Below are 15,565 nucleotides of genomic sequence, written 5' to 3'. Positions count from 1 at the left end.
GCCCTTCCTATGCAGAATGCGTTAACAAGGGGCCCCTCCTTACACTGCGGGCGTGGGTGGAATCGGCGAGCGGCTCGGGCGGATGGTGCGGCGGGTCCAGGCCGAGGGGCGGGTGCCGGCGGTCGCCGCGGCCCTGCACCGGGCGGACCGCCCGCTCTGGACCTGCGAGGCCGGCGGCACCGGCAACGACACCGCGCTCGGCCCGCAGACGCTGTTCCGGATCGGCTCGGTCACCAAGACGTTCACCGCCGTGCTGGTCATGCAGTGCCGCGACGCCGGCCTGCTCGACCTCGACGACCCCGTCGGCGCGCACCTCGACGTGCCCGCGCACGGCGAGCTGACCGTGCGCCGGCTGCTGTCGCACACCGCCGGCCTGCAACGGGAGCCGCACGGCGACGTCTGGGACACCCTGCGCGCCCCCGGGGCGGACGATCTGCTGGCCGACCTGGCGCGCGCCGAGCGGGTCCTGCCGCCGGCCCGCCGCTTCCACTACTCCAACCTGGGCCTGGCGGTGCTCGGCCAGCTCGTCGCCCGGCTGCGCGGCGGCACCTGGGCCGAGGTGCTCGCCGACCGGGTGCTCGACCCGCTCGCCCTGACCGCCACCACCGACCGGCCGGGCCCGGCGGCGGCCACCGGGTTCCTCGTCGACGCGTACTCCGACGAGGCGCACCCGGAGCCGCCGACCGACTTCGGCGCGGTCGGCCCGGCCGCCCAGCTCTGGAGCACCGCCGCCGACATGGCCCGCTGGGCGGCGTTCCTGGCCGACCCGGCGGCGCTCGACCCCACCGGCGCGGTGCTCGCCCCGGCGACGCTCGACGAGATGCGCTGGCCGCTGACCGTCACCGACGAGACGTCCTGGGGCGCCGGCTTCGGGCTGGGGCTGATCCTGCTGCCGCAGGGCGACCGGGTGGTGCACGTCGGCCACGACGGGGCGATGCCCGGCTTCCTCGCCGCCGTCTACGGCCGCCGGGGCGGCGACGGCACCCCCGGCGCGATGGGCGCGGCGGTGCTCGGCTCGTCCGGGACCGGCGTGGACGTGATCGACCTGCCGCACCGGCTGCTCGCCGCCGCCGTCGAGCACGACCCGGTCGACGTCGTGCCGTGGCGGCCGGGCCCACCGGCCCCGCCGCACCTGCGCGGCATGCTGGGCCACTGGTGGGGCGAGGGCTTCGCGTACGTCTTCACCTGGCACGACGGCACCCTGCGGGCCCGGGGCGCCGACGACCCGGCCGGCAAGCCCCCGGCGGTCTTCGCCCCGCTGCCGGACCGGCCCGACGTGTTCCGCACCGTCTCCGGGCGGGAGACCGGCGAGCTGCTGCGGCTGACCCGGGACGCGACCGGGGCGGTGGTCCGGCTGCACTGGGCGACCTACCGCTTCACCCGGGGCCAGGAGACCTTCGACGGGTACGACTTCCGGCGCTGACTCCCGCCCCCGCCGCCGGCCGGGGGAAATGGGCGAGGTGCCGCCGGGCGGGAAACGTTACGATGGGGGGTAACGTCCGACCGCCGCGCCAGCAGGGCCCGGCGCCGAGATCGAGAGCAGGTGCGCAGGGCCCCTCGGCCCGACCCATGACCGGCACCCCACCTCCCGGCCCGCCCCGGGTGCAGACCAGGATCACCGTCCCCGACTCGAAGATCATGGTCAACCTGCTGGGCGCGGGCGACGAGATCCTGCGACTCGTCGAGCGTTCGGTCGACAGCGACGTGCACGTCCGCGGCAACGAGATCACCATCACCGGTGCCCCGGCGGACAACGCCATCGCCGAGCGCCTCTTCAGCGAGCTGCTCGAACTGATCGAGAAAGGCGAGACCCTGACCACTGACGCCGTGCGGCGCACCGTCGGGATGCTGGAACAGGGCGGCACCGAGCGGCCCGCCGAGGTCCTGACGCTCAACATCCTCTCCCGGCGCGGGCGCACCATCCGCCCCAAGACGCTCGGGCAGAAGAAATACGTCGACGCGATCGACGCGCACACCATCGTCTTCGGCATCGGCCCCGCCGGCACCGGCAAGACCTACCTGGCGATGGCGAAGGCCGTCCAGGCGCTCCAGGCCAAGCAGGTCAACCGGATCATCCTGACCCGGCCGGCGGTCGAGGCGGGGGAGCGGCTGGGCTTCCTGCCCGGCACGCTCAACGAGAAGATCGACCCCTACCTGCGCCCGCTCTACGACGCGCTGCACGACATGCTCGACCCGGAGACGATCCCGAAGCTCATGGCGGCCGGGACGATCGAGGTCGCGCCCCTGGCATACATGAGGGGGCGTACCTTGAATGATGCGTTCATCATTCTCGACGAGGCGCAGAACACCACGCCCGAGCAGATGAAGATGTTCCTCACCCGGCTCGGCTTCGGTTCCAAGATCGTGGTCACCGGCGACGTCACCCAGGTGGACCTTCCGGGCGGGACGACCAGCGGCCTGCGGGTGGTCCGGGAGATCCTGGAGAACGTGGAGGACGTGCACTTCGCGCAGTTGTCCAGCTCCGACGTGGTGCGGCACCGGCTGGTCGGGGAGATCGTCGACGCGTACGCCCGCTGGGACGCCGAGCGGGAGAACCAGCAGGCGCAGGGCGTGCACGCCGTGCCGGGGCGCACCGCCCAGGGCGGCCGGGCCGGCCGGCGCCGTCAGACCTAGGGAACCCAGTTGTCCATCGAGATCGCCAACGAGTCCGGTGTCGACGTCGACACCGACGCCGTGCTCGCCGTCGCCCGGCACGCCCTCGACGAGATGGGGGTCAACCCCCTCGCCGAGCTGTCCGTGCTGCTGGTCGACATCGACTACATGACCGAGCTGAACCACCGCTGGATGGGCGGCGACGGCCCGACCGACGTGCTCGCCTTCCCCATGGACGAGGGCAGCGTCGACCACGGGCCGGGCGAGTCCAGCGCGGCCGGCGGCGAGCCGGCGCTGCTGGGCGACATCGTGCTCTGCCCGGAGGTGGCGGCCAAGCAGGCCGCGACGGCCGGCCACTCCTCGGCCGACGAGCTGCACCTGCTCACCGTGCACGGGGTGCTGCACCTGCTCGGTTACGACCACGCCGAGCCGGAGGAGGAGCGGGAGATGTTCGAGCTCCAGGCCCGGCTGCTGGCCAGCTGGCGGTCGACCCGGTCCGCGTGATGCCCCTCCAGGTGTCGGCTGCCGGCGCGGCCGCCGGCCTGCCCGACCTGCAACTACTCGTCTTCGCGGCCGGGCTGGTGGTGCTCGCCGGCCTGATCGCGATGACCGAGGCGGCGCTGGCCGCCGTGTCACCGGCCCGCGCGGCCGAGCTGGCCCGCGACGGGGCCCGGGGCGCGCGCACGCTCCAGGCCGTCGCCGGTGACGTGGTCCGCCACCTCAACCTGCTGCTGCTGTTGCGGCTGCTGGCCGAGCTGACCGCCACCACGCTGGTGGCGCTGGTGGCGGTCGACACGTTCGGCGCGGGCTGGCGGGCGGCGCTGGTCACCGCCGGCGCGATGACCGTGATCAGCTTCGTGGTGGTCGGGGTCGGGCCGCGCACCCTCGGCCGGCAGCACGCGTACGCGGTCGGCCGGGCCGTCGCGCCGCTGGTGCGCTGGCTGGGCCGGGCGCTCAACCCGCTGGCGTCGCTGCTGATCCTGATCGGCAACGCCGTCACCCCCGGGCGCGGCTTCCGGGAGGGGCCGTTCGCCACCCAGGTGGAGCTGCGCGAGCTGGTCGACCTGGCCGAGCAGCGGGGCGTCGTCGAGCACGGCGAGCGGCAGATGATCCACTCGGTGTTCGCGCTCGGCGACACCATCGCCCGCGAGGTGATGGTGCCGCGCACCGAGATGGTGTGGATCGAGGAGAGCAAGACCCTCTCGCAGGCCCTCGCCCTGTTCCTGCGCTCCGGCTTCTCCCGCATCCCGGTGATCGGGGAGAGCGTCGACGACGTGCTCGGCGTGCTCTACCTCAAGGACCTGATCCGCCGCACCCAGGGCGGCGACCCGGCGGCGTCCCGGCTGCCGGTGTCGGAGCTGATGCGCCCGGCGACGTTCGTCCCGGAGTCCAAGCCGGTCGACGACCTGCTGTCGGAGATGCAGGCCGCGCGCAACCACCTGGTCATCGTCGTCGACGAGTACGGCGGCACCGGCGGCCTCGTCACGATCGAGGACATCCTGGAGGAGATCGTCGGCGAGATCACCGACGAGTACGATGTCGAACGCCCGCCGGTCGAGCGGCTGGCGGACGGCGCGGTGCGGGTCACCGCCCGGCTGCCCGTCGAGACCCTCGGCGAGCTGTTCGACGTCGAGCTGCCCGCCGACGAGGTCGAGACGGTCGGCGGCCTGCTCGCCCAGGCCCTGGGCCGGGTCCCGATCCCCGGCGCGGAGGCCGAGGTGGCCGGGCTGCGCCTGGTCGCCGAGGGCACCACGGGCCGGCGCAACCGGATCGACACCGTGCTGGTGAGCCGGGTCGAGCCGACCGACCACCCCGACACCACCCCCGGGCGCGGCGAGCCCGCCGAGGCCCGGGGCACCCAGAACCGAGCCGAGGAGAGGCAACCCGCCGATGCCTGAGTCACCCGCCGCGCCCGCCGCGCTACCCACCCCGTCCGCGCCGGTCGAGCTGAGCGCCGAGGACGGCAAGCTGGTCATCCTCGCCCGGGGGGCCCGGGGCCGGGTGGGCGCCGTGGAGGGCGCCGCGGTACGCGACCAGGACGGCCGGACGTACGCGGCGGCGAGCGTGTCGCTGCCCTCGCTGACCCTCACCGCCCTCCAGCTCGCGGTGGCCTCCGCCGTGGCGGCCGGGGCGACCCGGCTGGAGGCCGCCGTCGTGGTGACCGAGGCGTCGACCCTGGATGGGGCGGGGCACGCCGCCGTCCGTGACCTCGCCGCCGACGCGCCGATCCACGTGGCCGCGCCGGACGGCGCCGTCTTCGGCACGGTGGTCGAGTGAGCGACGTGCGGAGTGGCCGGCCGGGCGACGCCGGCGTCGGCGGGGCGCGCCCGTACCGGGCGGGGTTCGCCTGCTTCGTGGGCCGTCCGAACGCCGGCAAGTCGACGCTGACCAACGCGATCGTCGGCACGAAGATCGCGATCACCTCGAACAAGCCGCAGACCACCCGGCACGTCATCCGTGCCGTGCTGCACCGGCCGGAGTCGCAGCTCGTCCTGGTCGACACCCCCGGGCTGCACCGCCCGCGTACGCTGCTCGGCGAGCGCCTCAACGACCTGGTCCGCTCCACCTGGAGCGAGGTCGACGTGATCGGCCTGTGCATCCCGGCCGACGAGCCGGTCGGCCGGGGCGACCGGTTCATCACCGGGGAGCTGGCCGAGCTGAAGGCGACCGTGCTGGCGGTGGTGACCAAGACGGACCTGGTCGACAGGAAGCGGCTGGCCGAGCAGTTGCTGGCGGTCAGCGAGCTGGGCGAGTTCGCGGCCGTGGTGCCGGTCAGCGCCGTCTCCGGGCACCAGCTCGACACGCTGGTCGACGTGATGACCGGCTACCTGCCCGAGTCGCCGCAGCTCTACCCGGACGACATGCTCACCGACGACCCGGAGCAGGTGCTGGTCGCCGAGCTGATCCGGGAGGCGGCGCTGGAGGGGGTGCGCGACGAGCTGCCGCACTCCATCGCCGTGGTGGTGGAGGAGATGATCCCCGAGGGCAACCTCATGAAGATCTACGCCGACGTGTACGTCGAGCGGCCCAGCCAGAAGGCCATCGTGATCGGCCACCGGGCGAGCCGGCTCAAGGAGGTCGGCACCACCGCCCGCCGGCAGATCGAGGAGCTGCTCGGCACCCGCATCTACCTGGACCTGCACGTCCGGGTGGCCAAGGACTGGCAGCGCGACCCCAAACAGCTCCGCAAACTGGGCTTCTGACCCCGCCCCGGCCGCACCCCTCCGCTTCGTGCCGGTGATCAAGAGAAAAGCGTCAGAGTCGATCTCCACGATGACGCAAACCTCTTGATCACCGGGGCGGGGTGGAGTTTGGCGAGGCCCTCGGCGGCCCCGACTCGGCCCTCCCCTGAGATCGTGCTCGATCAGGGAGAGTGTGGCTTCACTGCGGGCATGAGGACACACTTTCCGGGATCGAGCACGATCTCGCCCGCCGTTCCCGCGCACACCTAGACTGTGACGGGCTCAGGCGGTGCGCTTTGCCAGGGAGAGGAAGCCGCGCCAGGCGGACGGCGAGAAGGTCAGGGTGCCGCCATCGCGGTCCTTGGTGTCGCGGACGAGGACGACGCCGGGAAGGTTGTCGGCGACCTCGACGCAGTTGCCGCCGCTGGTGCCACTGCGGGTGGACTTCTTCCATCGAGCGCCGGTCAGGTCCATTGGCTCGCCACCTTCTTGATCAGGTCCAGGGACTGTCGCCGCGACAGTGCCTCGCTGCGGACGCTCTCCCCCCCGCTCGAAAAGCGTAGCCAGGCCATCCGGGCGATCCACGACGTCGCCGCCCAACTGGTTCTCCAGGTGGCCCAGCCAGCGGCCGTCGGGCAGGTGCGCCAGCGACAGCGGGCCGGGGAGTCCAACATGGAGCCCCACCTCCGCAGGAACGACATGAACCCTGGTAGTGGGACGCTCGGCGCAGGCTACGAGCTGAAGCAACTGCTCCGACATCATCTTCTCCGCGCCTTCGCTGATGCGACGGACCGCATGTTCGTCAACCACCACGACAACTTGTGGCTGCCCTGGTCGCCCGCCTGGCGTCGCTGCTGGAGGAGGCGACCGCGCACCTGACGGAGCTGACTCCGCCGGGCGACCTGACCAACCGGTTCCTGTCCTGGGTCCGCGCGCCGCTGCCGGCCACCGGGGAGGCGGACCCCGCTGAGCGGGCCTAGGCCGTGTTTCGTAGGGCTCGGAGCCATTGGTTGATGGCGGCGATGGTGAGGGTGGCTTCGTAGCGCACGGCGAGTTTGTCGTACCTGGTGGCCATGGCGCGGTGTTGTTTGAGCTGGTTGATGCCGCACTCCACGGCGTGACGCAGGCGGTAGAGGTCGGGGTCGAAGGCGGGCGGACGTCCGCCTTTGGAGCCTTTGGCCTTGCGGTGCGCGTCCTGGTCGGCCTTGCTCGGGATGCACGCGCGGATGCCGCGGGATCGCAGGTGGGCTCGGTTGGCCTTGGACGTGTATGCCTTGTCTGCCAGCACCATGTCGGGGCGGGTCCGGGGCCGGCCGCCACCGGCGCGGGGGACGCGGAGCCTGGCCAGCACGGGGATGAACTGTGGGCTGTCGCCGCGTTGTCCGGCGGTCACCACCACGGCCATCAGTTTGCGGCCTTGTTCGCAGGCCAGATGGGTCTTGGTGGTCCAGCCGCCCCTCGACCGGCCGAGCCCGTGGTCTGCCGGTTCGGTCTGCACACCACCGGGGGGCTCTTTCTGCGCCTGACCGTCGCGGCGGGCCCCAGCGGCGTGGTGATGGGCGCGGCTGATGGTCGAGTCCACGCTCACCGTCCAGCCGATCAACCCCGCCGCGTCCGCGCTGGCCTGTAACGAGGTGAGAATCTGAGACCAGACGCCATCACGCTGCCAGCGTCGAAACCACCGGTACAGGGTCTGCCACGGCGGGTAGGGCAAGGGGACGTCCCGCCACGGTGACCCGGTCCGGACCCGCCACCGGATCCCGTCGATGATCACTCTCATGGTCCATCTGCGCGGCCGAGCACGACCCGTTCCCGCAGGCAGCAACGGCTCGAGTACCGCCCACTGCACGTCGGTCAGGTCATGTCGCCTCGCTGCCGCTACGCTCGGCACGAGGTCTCCGGTGTGAAGTTCTAGCTTGGTCGCTGAACCAACTACCGGAGACCTCTCCCATTAGCGACCACCGCCACGCCGTCGACCGCTACGAAACACGGCCTAGTTCCCGGTCCTGGGCACAAGGATGGGGTTTCTCACTTTCGGGGTGGTTTGGTGGCCGTTTCGCGGGGGAGGGCCGGAGGGTAGGTAGCCATTGCCCCCTTTGCTCCCGACCGGAAGCCGGCTGATGCGAAACCGGTACCTGGATCTGCTCCGTGCCCTGGCGATCGTCCGTGTCGTCGTCTACCACGTGACCGGTTGGGCCACGCTGACCCTGGTCTTCCCGGCCATGTCGGTGATGTTCGCGCTCGCCGGGTCGCTGATGGCGGCGTCGCTGGACCGGTCCGGCCCGTCGGCGGTCCGCCGGCGGCTGCGCCGCCTGCTGCCCTCGCTGTGGGTACTGGCCGCGATCTTCGTCCCCGCCATGCTGCTCACCGGGCTGCCGCTGACGCCGAAGGTGCTGCTGTGGGCGTTCCCGGTCGCCGACCCGCCCGCCAACTACTGGGGGGCGCTGGCGCTCAGCGTGATCTGGTACCTGCGCGACTACCTGTGGTTCGTGTTCGCCTCGCCCGTCGCGCTGTGGCTGTTCCGGCGGGCCCCGTGGCCCACCCTGCTCGCCCCGTACGCGCTGCTGGCCGCCATCGAGTTCGGACTGTTGCCCGCCGCGCCCACCGTGCTGCGGGAGTTCGGCCTCTACTTCGGCGCGTGGCTGCTCGGCTTCGCCCACCACGACGGGCTGCTGCGGCGTACGGCCAATCGGGTGCTGGTCCCGGCGGCGCTGGCCCTCGGCGTCGCCGGGGCGGCGTGGATCGTCACCCACCCCGGCCCGCGCGGGTACGACCTGAACGACATCCCGCTGGGCAACGCGCTCTGGTCGGCGGCGTTCATCCTCGTGGCGATCGGCCGGGCCCCGGCGTCGGCGGCCTGGGTGGACCGTTCCGCCGTGGCGGGCCGGGCGGTGACGGTGCTGAACCGGCGGGCGCTCACCGTCTACCTGTGGCACATGCCGTTCGTGGTGGCGCTCACCCCGCTGGTCGACGTGGTCGGTTGGTCCCATCAGGACCCGGTGGGCCTGGCGATCCGGGTGGTGCTGGTCTTCGCGCTGGTCGGCGCGGTCACCGTGCTGGTCGGCTGGGTGGAGGACGTCGCCGCCCGCCGGCCCCCGGAGCTGTTCCCCGGGGGCACCCGCCCCGTGCCGGCCCGAGGGGCCGCCGCCGGCCGCCCCGTGCCGGCCGGCGGCGCCCCCGTGCCCGTCAGCCCCGCGCCGGCCGGGTCCGGCCGGGCAGCGCTGCCCGCGCCCCGCGCCCCCGAGGAGCACACGCTCAAGCTCAGCGCGCGGTGACCGCCACGTCGCCGCTGTCGGCGGCCAGGTCGAGCAGCAGCGACGCGCCCGGATCGTCAACGATGCCCAGCTCGGTCTCGCCGGTGCCGACGTCCGAGCGCACCCGGTACCGGCCGGCGGGCACGACGACCTGCACGTCGCCGCTGCCGGCGTGCGCCCGCACCGAGGCCGGGGCGGACAGTTCGACGGTGACGTCGCCGGAGTCGGTCTCGGCGTCCACCTGGCCGCCCAGGCGGCTGCCCGTGACGTTGCCCGACCCGGCGCGCAGGGTCGCCGGGCCGCGCACGTCGTCGACCTCGACGTTGCCGGAGTCGGTCTCGGCGCGTACCGGGCCGGTCGCCCGGGTGATCTCCAGGTTCCCGGAGCCGAGCCGCACGTCCACCACGCCGACCCGGCTCAGCACGACGTTGCCCGACCCGGTCTCGCCGCTTACGGCGATGCCCTCCGGGGCGGTCACCTCGTAGGAGACCGAGCAGCGGTCGCCGCAGTCGGAGTCGAGCACCAGCTCGTCGCCCCGGATCTCGTACCGGGCCCCGGGCTGGTCGCCGTGGTAGCGCAGCACCCGCTTGATCCGGACCTGGCCGGCGGGGCCGCTGCCGACGACCGTCACGTCGCCCGAGCCCGGCAGCACGGTGACCCGGGCGATCCGCGTCGACTCGACGTCGTCGAAGTCCAGCCGGCGCAGCGACAGGTTGTCGCACCCGGCGAGGAGGACCAGGGTGGCGGCCGCCCCGACGGCGACGGCGCGGGCGGGGAGGGCGGGGCGCGTGGCGTGGACGGTCCGGTGCGAGGCCATGATCGGCACGCTACGGCCGCCCCGGCCCGCCGCGCATCGGGGATCACCCGCCGGGCACCCCGATTCGACCCTGATTCCGCCCGTCGGGGGAGAATGATCGGATGGCCGGGTACCGCCGACAGCTCTACCGCGACGACGCGGTGGTCCTGCGCGTGCAGAAGCTCGGCGAGTCCGACCGGATCATCACCCTGCTGACCCGCCGGCACGGGCGGCTGCGCGCGGTGGCCCGGGGGGTCCGCCGCACCACCAGCAAGTTCGGCGCGCGGCTGGAGCCGTTCGGCCACGTCGACGTGCAGCTCGCCGGCGACCCGAAGGGCAACATCGGCAGCTCGCTGCACAGCGTCAGCCAGGTCGAGGGGATCGACCTCTACGGCAAGCGGTTCCTCGGCGACTATCCGCGCTACACGGCGGCCAGCGCGATCGCCGAGACCGCCGAGCGGCTCACCCCGGTCGAGCGGGAGCCGTCGCTGCGGCTGTTCCAGCTCACCCTCGGCGCGCTCAAGTCGCTCGCCCGGGGCGAGCACGCCACGACGCTGGTGCTCGACGCGTACCTGCTGCGGGGGATGGCCCTGGCGGGCTGGGCCCCCGCGCTGACGGCCTGCGCGGTCTGCGGCACCCCGGGCCGGCACCGGGCGTTCTCCGTGCCGGCCGGCGGCGCGGTCTGCCCGGACTGCCGGCCCCCCGGCGCGGCCCACCCCGCCCCGGCGACCGTCGACCTGATGTCCGCGCTCACCACCGGCGACTGGGTGCTCGCCGACGCCACCGAGACCGGCGTACGCCGGGAGTGCAGCGGCCTGGTCGCGGCGCACCTGCAGTGGCACCTGGAGCGCGCGCTACGCTCGCTGCCGCTGGTCGACCGGGGCGGCCCGACGGCCGGCGGTGCCGCCGCCGTGGACAGGGGGAAGACCGAGTGATCCGTTCGATGAGGGCCGGCCGGCGCGAGCCGGTGCCGCCGACTCCGCACCCGTCGGGCGCCCGGCCCCCGGCGCTGCCGGGCGACGCGCTGCCGAAGCACGTCGCGATCGTCATGGACGGCAACGGCCGGTGGGCCAAGGAACGGGGGCTGCCCCGCACGAAGGGCCACGAGCAGGGCGAGCACAGCCTCTTCGACACCGTCGAGGGCGCGATCGAGCTGGGCATCCCCTACCTGTCGGCGTACGCGTTCTCCACCGAGAACTGGCGGCGCTCCCCGGACGAGGTCCGGTTCCTGATGGGTTTCAACCGGGACGTCATCCGTCGCCGCCGCGACCAGCTCGTCGACCTGGGCGTGCGGGTCGTCTGGTCGGGCCGGGCCGGTCGGCTGTGGAAGAGCGTCATCTCCGAGTTGCAGACCGCCGAGGAGATGTCGCGCGGCAACTCGACGCTGACGCTCCAGTTCTGCGTCAACTACGGCGGGCAGGCCGAGATCGCCGACGCGGCCGCCGCGATCGCCCGCGACGTGGCGGCGGGCCGGCTCGACCCGGGCAAGGTCACCGAGAAGACCGTGGCGAAGTACCTCTACCACCCGGAGGTCCCCGACGTGGACCTCTTCCTCCGCCCGTCCGGCGAGGAGCGGATCTCCAACTTCCTGCTCTGGCAGACCGCGTACGCGGAGCTGGTGTTCCTCGACACCCTCTGGCCCGACTTCGACCGCCGGCACCTGTGGTACGCGTGCGAGCTGTACGCCCAGCGGGACCGCCGGTTCGGCGGGGCGCTGCCCAACCCGGTCGCCCCGCCGCAGCCCTGACCCGCCGCGGCCCGAGTCCTGCCGACCGAACCCGATTGTGCCGACCCGACCGCGCCGGTGCCGCCCCCGAACCCTGGGGCGGCACCGGCGCGGTGGCGTCGCTGCTCAGGCCTCCACTTCGGCGCGGCCCTCGGTGGCCCACAGGGTGTGGAACGAGCCGTCCCGGTCCACCCGGCGGTAGGTGTGCGCGCCGAAGTTGTCCCGCAGCCCCTGCAACAGCGCGGCGGGTAGCCGCTCGGCGCGCAGCCCGTCGAAGTACGCCAGCGACGACGAGAACGCCGGCGTCGGCACCCCGGCCCGCGCCGCGTCGACGACGACCCGCCGCCAGCTCGGCACGCCCGCGCTGACCGCCTCGGCGAAGTACGGCGCGACCAGCAGCGACGGCAGCTCCGGCTCGGCGTCGTACGCCTCCTTGATCCGGTCCAGGAAGCGGGCCCGGATGATGCAGCCGCCCCGCCAGATCGTGGCGGTGCCGCCCAGGTCGATGTCCCAGTCGTACTCGCTGCTGCCGGCGCGGATGTGGTCGAAGCCCTGCGCGTACGCGACGATCTTGCTGGCCAGCAGCGCGCGCCGCACGTCCTCGACGAAGGTGTCGCGGTCCTCGACCTGCCACTTCTCCCCGGCGTCGCCGAAGGCGCGGCGGGCGGCCTCGCGCTGGCCGGCGTGCCCGGACAGCGACCGGGCGAACGTCGCCTCGGCGATGCCGGTGATCGGGATGCCCAGGTCGAGCGCGCTCTGCACCGTCCAGCGGCCGGTGCCCTTCTGCTCGGCCTGGTCGAGCACCACGTCCACGAAGGCCCGGCCGGTCGCCGCGTCGGTGTGCCCGAGGACCTCGGCGGTGATCTCGATGAGGAACGACTCCAGCTCGCCGGTGTTCCACTCCCGGAAGATCTCCGCGATCTCCGCCGGGCTCGCCGACAGCCCCGCCCGCAGCAGGTCGTACGCCTCGGCGATGAGCTGCATGTCGGCGTACTCGATGCCGTTGTGGACCATCTTGACGAAGTGGCCGGCGCCGTCGGGGCCGATGTGCCGGCAGCACGACGTGCCGTCCACCTGCGCGGCGATCTTCTCGAACATCGGGCCGAGCTTCGCGTACGACTCGGCGGAGCCGCCCGGCATGATGCTGGGCCCGAGCAGCGCGCCCTCCTCGCCGCCGGACACGCCGGTGCCGGAGAAGTGCAGCCCCTTGGCGCGCAGCGCCTCCTCCCGCCGTCGCGTGTCGGCGAAGTGGGCGTTGCCGCAGTCGACGATGATGTCGCCCTCGTCGAGCAGCGGCACCAGCTCGTCGATCACCGCGTCGGTCGGTGCGCCCGCCTTGACCATGATGATTACGGCGCGGGGGCGTTCCAGCGAGCCGACGAAGTCCGCCAGGGACTCGGACGGCACGAACGTCCCCTCGTCACCGTGCTCGGCGACCAGGCTGCGGGTCCGCTCCGGCGACCGGTTGTGCACCGCCACCGTGAACCCGTTCCGGGCCAGGTTCCGGGCCAGGTTCCGGCCCATCACCGCCAGCCCCGTCACGCCGATCTGCGCCGTCGCCTGTTGCGTCATCCGTACCCGCCACCTCTCGCGTCGCCTGTAGTGCTGCGACGGTATCGCGCCGCCGGGCGGACCGGGACCGGTGGGCGACGCGGTGTCACAGTGTGGTGGCGTCCGCGCCGCAGCCGCCGCGCTGACCTGCGGGTCAGCCGACCAGCGGGCGGAACGTGCCCAGGGCGACGCTGACCGCCAGCGCCGCGCCGGCCAGCGCCGCCGCCCCGGCGACCAGCAGCCCGTCGGCGGGGCCGAACCGCTGCCGCCGGGCGACCGTGCGGGGCGTGGCCGCGTCGAAGCCCCGGGCGTCCATCGCCACGGCCAGCCGGGTGCCCCGCCGGATCGCGCCGACCAGCAGCGCGAACGCGGTCGAGACGAACAGCCGCAGCCGGGCCACCGGGTTGCGGCCGGCGTCCACCCCGCGCGCCCGCCGGGCCATGCTGATCATCTGCCACTCCTGGCCGAGCAGCGGCACCAGCCGGAACGCCGCCAGCGCCCCGATCGCGAAGCGGGCCGGGGCCCTCGCGTTCTGCACCAGCGCGTCGGCCAGGTCGGTCGGGTCGGTGGTGGCGAAGACCATCACCCCGGGCAGCGCCACCGCGAGCATGCGCAGGGCCAGCCCGAGCGCGGTCAGCAGCACCCCGCTGGTGACCGCCACCGGCCCCGCCTCGACCAGCGTCCGGCCGGTGCGCTCGGCGGCGAACAGGACCAGGGTCACCACGATGCCGGCGGCGCTGAGCAGCAGCGGCGCGGCCCGCCGGGCGAGCACCCCGTAGCGGATGCCGAACAGCGGCAGCACGGCCAGCTCCACGCCGATGGCGACGGCCGGCGCCACCGGGTCGAGGGTGGCGAGCAGGGTGAACGAGAAGACCAGCGCGGCGGCGACCTTCGCCACGGGGTTGCGCCGGGCCAGCGGGGCCCCGGGTGCGGCGACCGGCTCGATGCTGATCACGCGACCACCGCCCGTCGGCGGCCGGTGCCGGTCACGCCGCCACCGCCGCCGGGTCTCGGGTGAGGGTGAGCCGCCGGTCGGCCAGGGCCGCCACGAAGTCCGCGTCGTGGGTGACGGCGACGACGCCGTGCCCCTCGTCGCGCAGCTCGGCGAACAGGTCCACCAGCTCCAGCCAGGTGCGCCGGTCCTGGCCGAAGGTGGGCTCGTCGCAGACCAGCAGGCGGGGCGCGGTGGCCAGGGCCGTCGCCACGCTCAGCCGCCGCGCCTCCCCACCCGAGAGGGTGTACGGGTTCGCGCGCGCCAACCGCGCCAGGCGCAGCCGGTCCAGCAGCCCGTCCACGGTGGCCCGGACGGCGGCCTCGCCGTGGCCGGTGCGGCGCGGCCCGAGGGCCAGCTCGTCGTAGACCGTGCCGGTGACGAACTGGTGCTCCGGGTCCTGGAAGACCGACCCGATCCGGCGGGCCAGGGCGGGCGCCCGCCAGCGGTGCGGCGCGGTGGCGGCGTCCCGCCCGGCCAGCTCCCGGGTCGCCGCCACCCGCCCGGCCCCGGGGCGCAGCAGGCCGCCCAGCAGCAGCGCCAGGGTGGACTTGCCCGCCCCGTTCGGGCCGAGGACGGCGAGCGCCTCGCCGGCGCGTACCGCCAGGTCGGTCGGGGCGAGGCGGGGCGGCAGGGCGGCCCCGTCGGCGGTGAGCAGCGCCGCGCCGGGGGCGGCGGCGGCCCGCCGGGGCGGCACCGTCCGGCCGGGCACCCAGACCCCCTCGGCGGCGAGCGCGTCGCCGTGGGCGGCGAAGACGGCCTCCGGCGGCCCGTCGGCGCGCAAGCCGCCGCCCGGCTCCAGCACCACCACCCGGTCGACCAGCGGCAGCGCCTCGGCGACCCGGTGCTCGACCAGGACCAGCGCGGTGTCGGCGGTGACGGCGTCGGCCACGGCCCGGCGGACCAGCGCCGCCCCGGCCGGGTCGAGGTTGGCGGTCGGCTCGTCGAGCAGCAGCAGCCCCGGCCGCAGGGCGAGCGCCCCGGCCAGCGCGAGCCGCTGCTGTTCGCCGCCGGAGAGGGCGGCGGTCGGGCGGTCCCGGTGGTAGGGGAAACCGACCCGGCGCAGCGCCTCGTCCACCCGGGGCCAGATCTCACCGGCGGGCACGCCGCGGTTCTCCAGCCCGAACGCGACGTCGTCGCCGCAGCGGGCCATCACGAGCTGGCTCTCCGGGTCCTGGAAGACGATGCCGACCCGGTCCCGGTCGGCGCGGGGGTCGACGCCGTCGACCTCGACGACGCCCTCCTGCTCGCCCGAGTCGGCGGAGAGCAGCCCGGCCAGGGCGGCCAGCAGCGTGCTCTTGCCGGCCCCGGAGGGCCCCAGCAGCAGCACCCGCTCGCCGGCCCCGACGCTCAGGTCGACCCCGCGCACCGCCCAGGCCCGCCGCCCGGCGTGCCGCCACCCGAACCCCCGCACCACCACCCGCGCCGTCACCCGTCCCCCTCCCCGGTCGG

General features: G+C 74.2%; 16 protein-coding genes and 1 pseudogene. 10 read left to right on the top strand and 7 right to left on the bottom strand.

Annotated features, from left to right (window positions below; genetic code table 11):
* Positions 1-52: 52 nt before the first annotated feature.
* The 6 genes from O7628_RS05155 to era all read left to right on the top strand — a co-directional run bounded on the left by O7628_RS05155 (position 53) and on the right by era (position 5,816).
* Complete coding sequence (locus tag O7628_RS05155) at positions 53-1,423, top strand: serine hydrolase domain-containing protein (protein WP_278128737.1); 1,371 nt, start codon at positions 53-55, stop codon at positions 1,421-1,423.
* Positions 1,424-1,569: 146 nt separating this feature from the next.
* Positions 1,570-2,634 carry a PhoH family protein gene (locus O7628_RS05150; protein WP_074474581.1) on the top strand — a complete coding sequence of 355 codons (1,065 nt, stop codon included), beginning with the start codon at positions 1,570-1,572 and terminating at the stop codon, positions 2,632-2,634.
* A 9-nt stretch (positions 2,635-2,643) separates the two neighbouring features.
* Positions 2,644-3,117 carry an rRNA maturation RNase YbeY gene (ybeY, locus tag O7628_RS05145; protein ID WP_074474582.1) on the top strand — a complete coding sequence of 158 codons (474 nt, stop codon included), beginning with the start codon at positions 2,644-2,646 and terminating at the stop codon, positions 3,115-3,117.
* A complete protein-coding gene (locus O7628_RS05140) occupies positions 3,093-4,511 on the top strand; it encodes a hemolysin family protein (protein WP_278136221.1) in 1,419 nt (472 codons plus the stop codon). The genes ybeY and O7628_RS05140 overlap by 25 nt, the downstream gene beginning before the upstream one ends.
* Positions 4,504-4,890: a cytidine deaminase gene (locus tag O7628_RS05135; RefSeq protein ID WP_278128733.1), complete on the top strand. Its 387-nt coding sequence runs from the start codon at positions 4,504-4,506 to the stop codon at positions 4,888-4,890. The genes O7628_RS05140 and O7628_RS05135 overlap by 8 nt, the downstream gene beginning before the upstream one ends.
* A 5-nt stretch (positions 4,891-4,895) precedes the next feature.
* Positions 4,896-5,816: a GTPase Era gene (era, locus tag O7628_RS05130; RefSeq protein ID WP_278136220.1), complete on the top strand. Its 921-nt coding sequence runs from the start codon at positions 4,896-4,898 to the stop codon at positions 5,814-5,816.
* A 261-nt stretch (positions 5,817-6,077) separates the two neighbouring features.
* Here era and O7628_RS05125 read toward each other — a convergent pair whose 3' ends face one another.
* Entirely contained in the window at positions 6,078-6,263 is a 186-nt protein-coding gene (locus tag O7628_RS05125) for a DUF397 domain-containing protein (protein WP_278136219.1), read from the bottom strand.
* Between the two features lie 153 nt (positions 6,264-6,416).
* Positions 6,417-6,605 (bottom strand): annotated as a pseudogene (locus tag O7628_RS05120) (Scr1 family TA system antitoxin-like transcriptional regulator); the annotation flags it as partial.
* Between the two features lie 11 nt (positions 6,606-6,616).
* Between O7628_RS05120 and O7628_RS05115 the strand changes: the two are divergent.
* Positions 6,617-6,775, top strand: coding sequence for a hypothetical protein (locus O7628_RS05115; protein WP_278128732.1), 159 nt, complete (start codon positions 6,617-6,619; stop codon positions 6,773-6,775).
* Here O7628_RS05115 and O7628_RS05110 read toward each other — a convergent pair.
* The gene (locus O7628_RS05110) at positions 6,772-7,686 is read right to left on the bottom strand and encodes an IS5 family transposase (protein WP_278128730.1); all 915 of its coding nucleotides are present in this window, start codon (positions 7,684-7,686) and stop codon (positions 6,772-6,774) included. The two genes, O7628_RS05115 and O7628_RS05110, sit on opposite strands and share 4 nt — an antisense overlap.
* Before the next feature lie 229 nt (positions 7,687-7,915).
* Here O7628_RS05110 and O7628_RS05105 point away from each other — a divergent pair, with 229 nt between their 5' ends.
* Complete coding sequence (locus O7628_RS05105; protein WP_278128728.1) at positions 7,916-9,070, top strand: acyltransferase; 1,155 nt, start codon at positions 7,916-7,918, stop codon at positions 9,068-9,070.
* On the opposite strand, the gene O7628_RS05100 is transcribed toward O7628_RS05105, so the two are convergent.
* Positions 9,057-9,866 (bottom strand): DUF4097 family beta strand repeat-containing protein, encoded by an 810-nt coding sequence (locus O7628_RS05100; protein WP_278128726.1) that lies wholly within the window; start codon positions 9,864-9,866, stop codon positions 9,057-9,059. The genes O7628_RS05105 and O7628_RS05100 overlap by 14 nt on opposite strands.
* A gap of 101 nt (positions 9,867-9,967) precedes the next feature.
* On the opposite strand from O7628_RS05100, the gene recO reads away from it, so the two are divergent.
* The gene (gene recO / locus O7628_RS05095) at positions 9,968-10,780 is read left to right on the top strand and encodes a DNA repair protein RecO (RefSeq protein ID WP_278128724.1); all 813 of its coding nucleotides are present in this window, start codon (positions 9,968-9,970) and stop codon (positions 10,778-10,780) included.
* An 8-nt stretch (positions 10,781-10,788) separates the two neighbouring features.
* Positions 10,789-11,592, top strand: a complete 804-nt coding sequence (locus O7628_RS05090) for an isoprenyl transferase (RefSeq protein ID WP_141723764.1) — start codon at positions 10,789-10,791, stop codon at positions 11,590-11,592.
* A gap of 105 nt (positions 11,593-11,697) precedes the next feature.
* Here the strand turns inward: O7628_RS05090 and gndA are convergent, their stop codons facing one another.
* The 3 genes from gndA to O7628_RS05075 all read right to left on the bottom strand — a co-directional run bounded on the left by gndA (position 11,698) and on the right by O7628_RS05075 (position 15,545).
* Positions 11,698-13,143, bottom strand: a complete 1,446-nt coding sequence (gene gndA, locus O7628_RS05085) for an NADP-dependent phosphogluconate dehydrogenase (protein ID WP_178066088.1) — start codon at positions 13,141-13,143, stop codon at positions 11,698-11,700.
* A gap of 133 nt (positions 13,144-13,276) precedes the next feature.
* Positions 13,277-14,077, bottom strand: a complete 801-nt coding sequence (locus O7628_RS05080; protein WP_278128722.1) for an energy-coupling factor transporter transmembrane component T — start codon at positions 14,075-14,077, stop codon at positions 13,277-13,279.
* Positions 14,078-14,108: 31 nt separating this feature from the next.
* Positions 14,109-15,545 carry an ABC transporter ATP-binding protein gene (locus tag O7628_RS05075; protein ID WP_278128720.1) on the bottom strand — a complete coding sequence of 479 codons (1,437 nt, stop codon included), beginning with the start codon at positions 15,543-15,545 and terminating at the stop codon, positions 14,109-14,111.
* Positions 15,546-15,565: the final 20 nt, after the last annotated feature.

Origin of the sequence: Micromonospora sp. WMMD956, from assembly GCF_029626125.1 — a bacterium.
In the GTDB taxonomy this organism is placed as follows: Bacteria; Actinomycetota; Actinomycetes; order Mycobacteriales; family Micromonosporaceae; genus Micromonospora; species Micromonospora carbonacea.
This window is presented reverse-complemented; position numbering and strand designations above follow the sequence as displayed.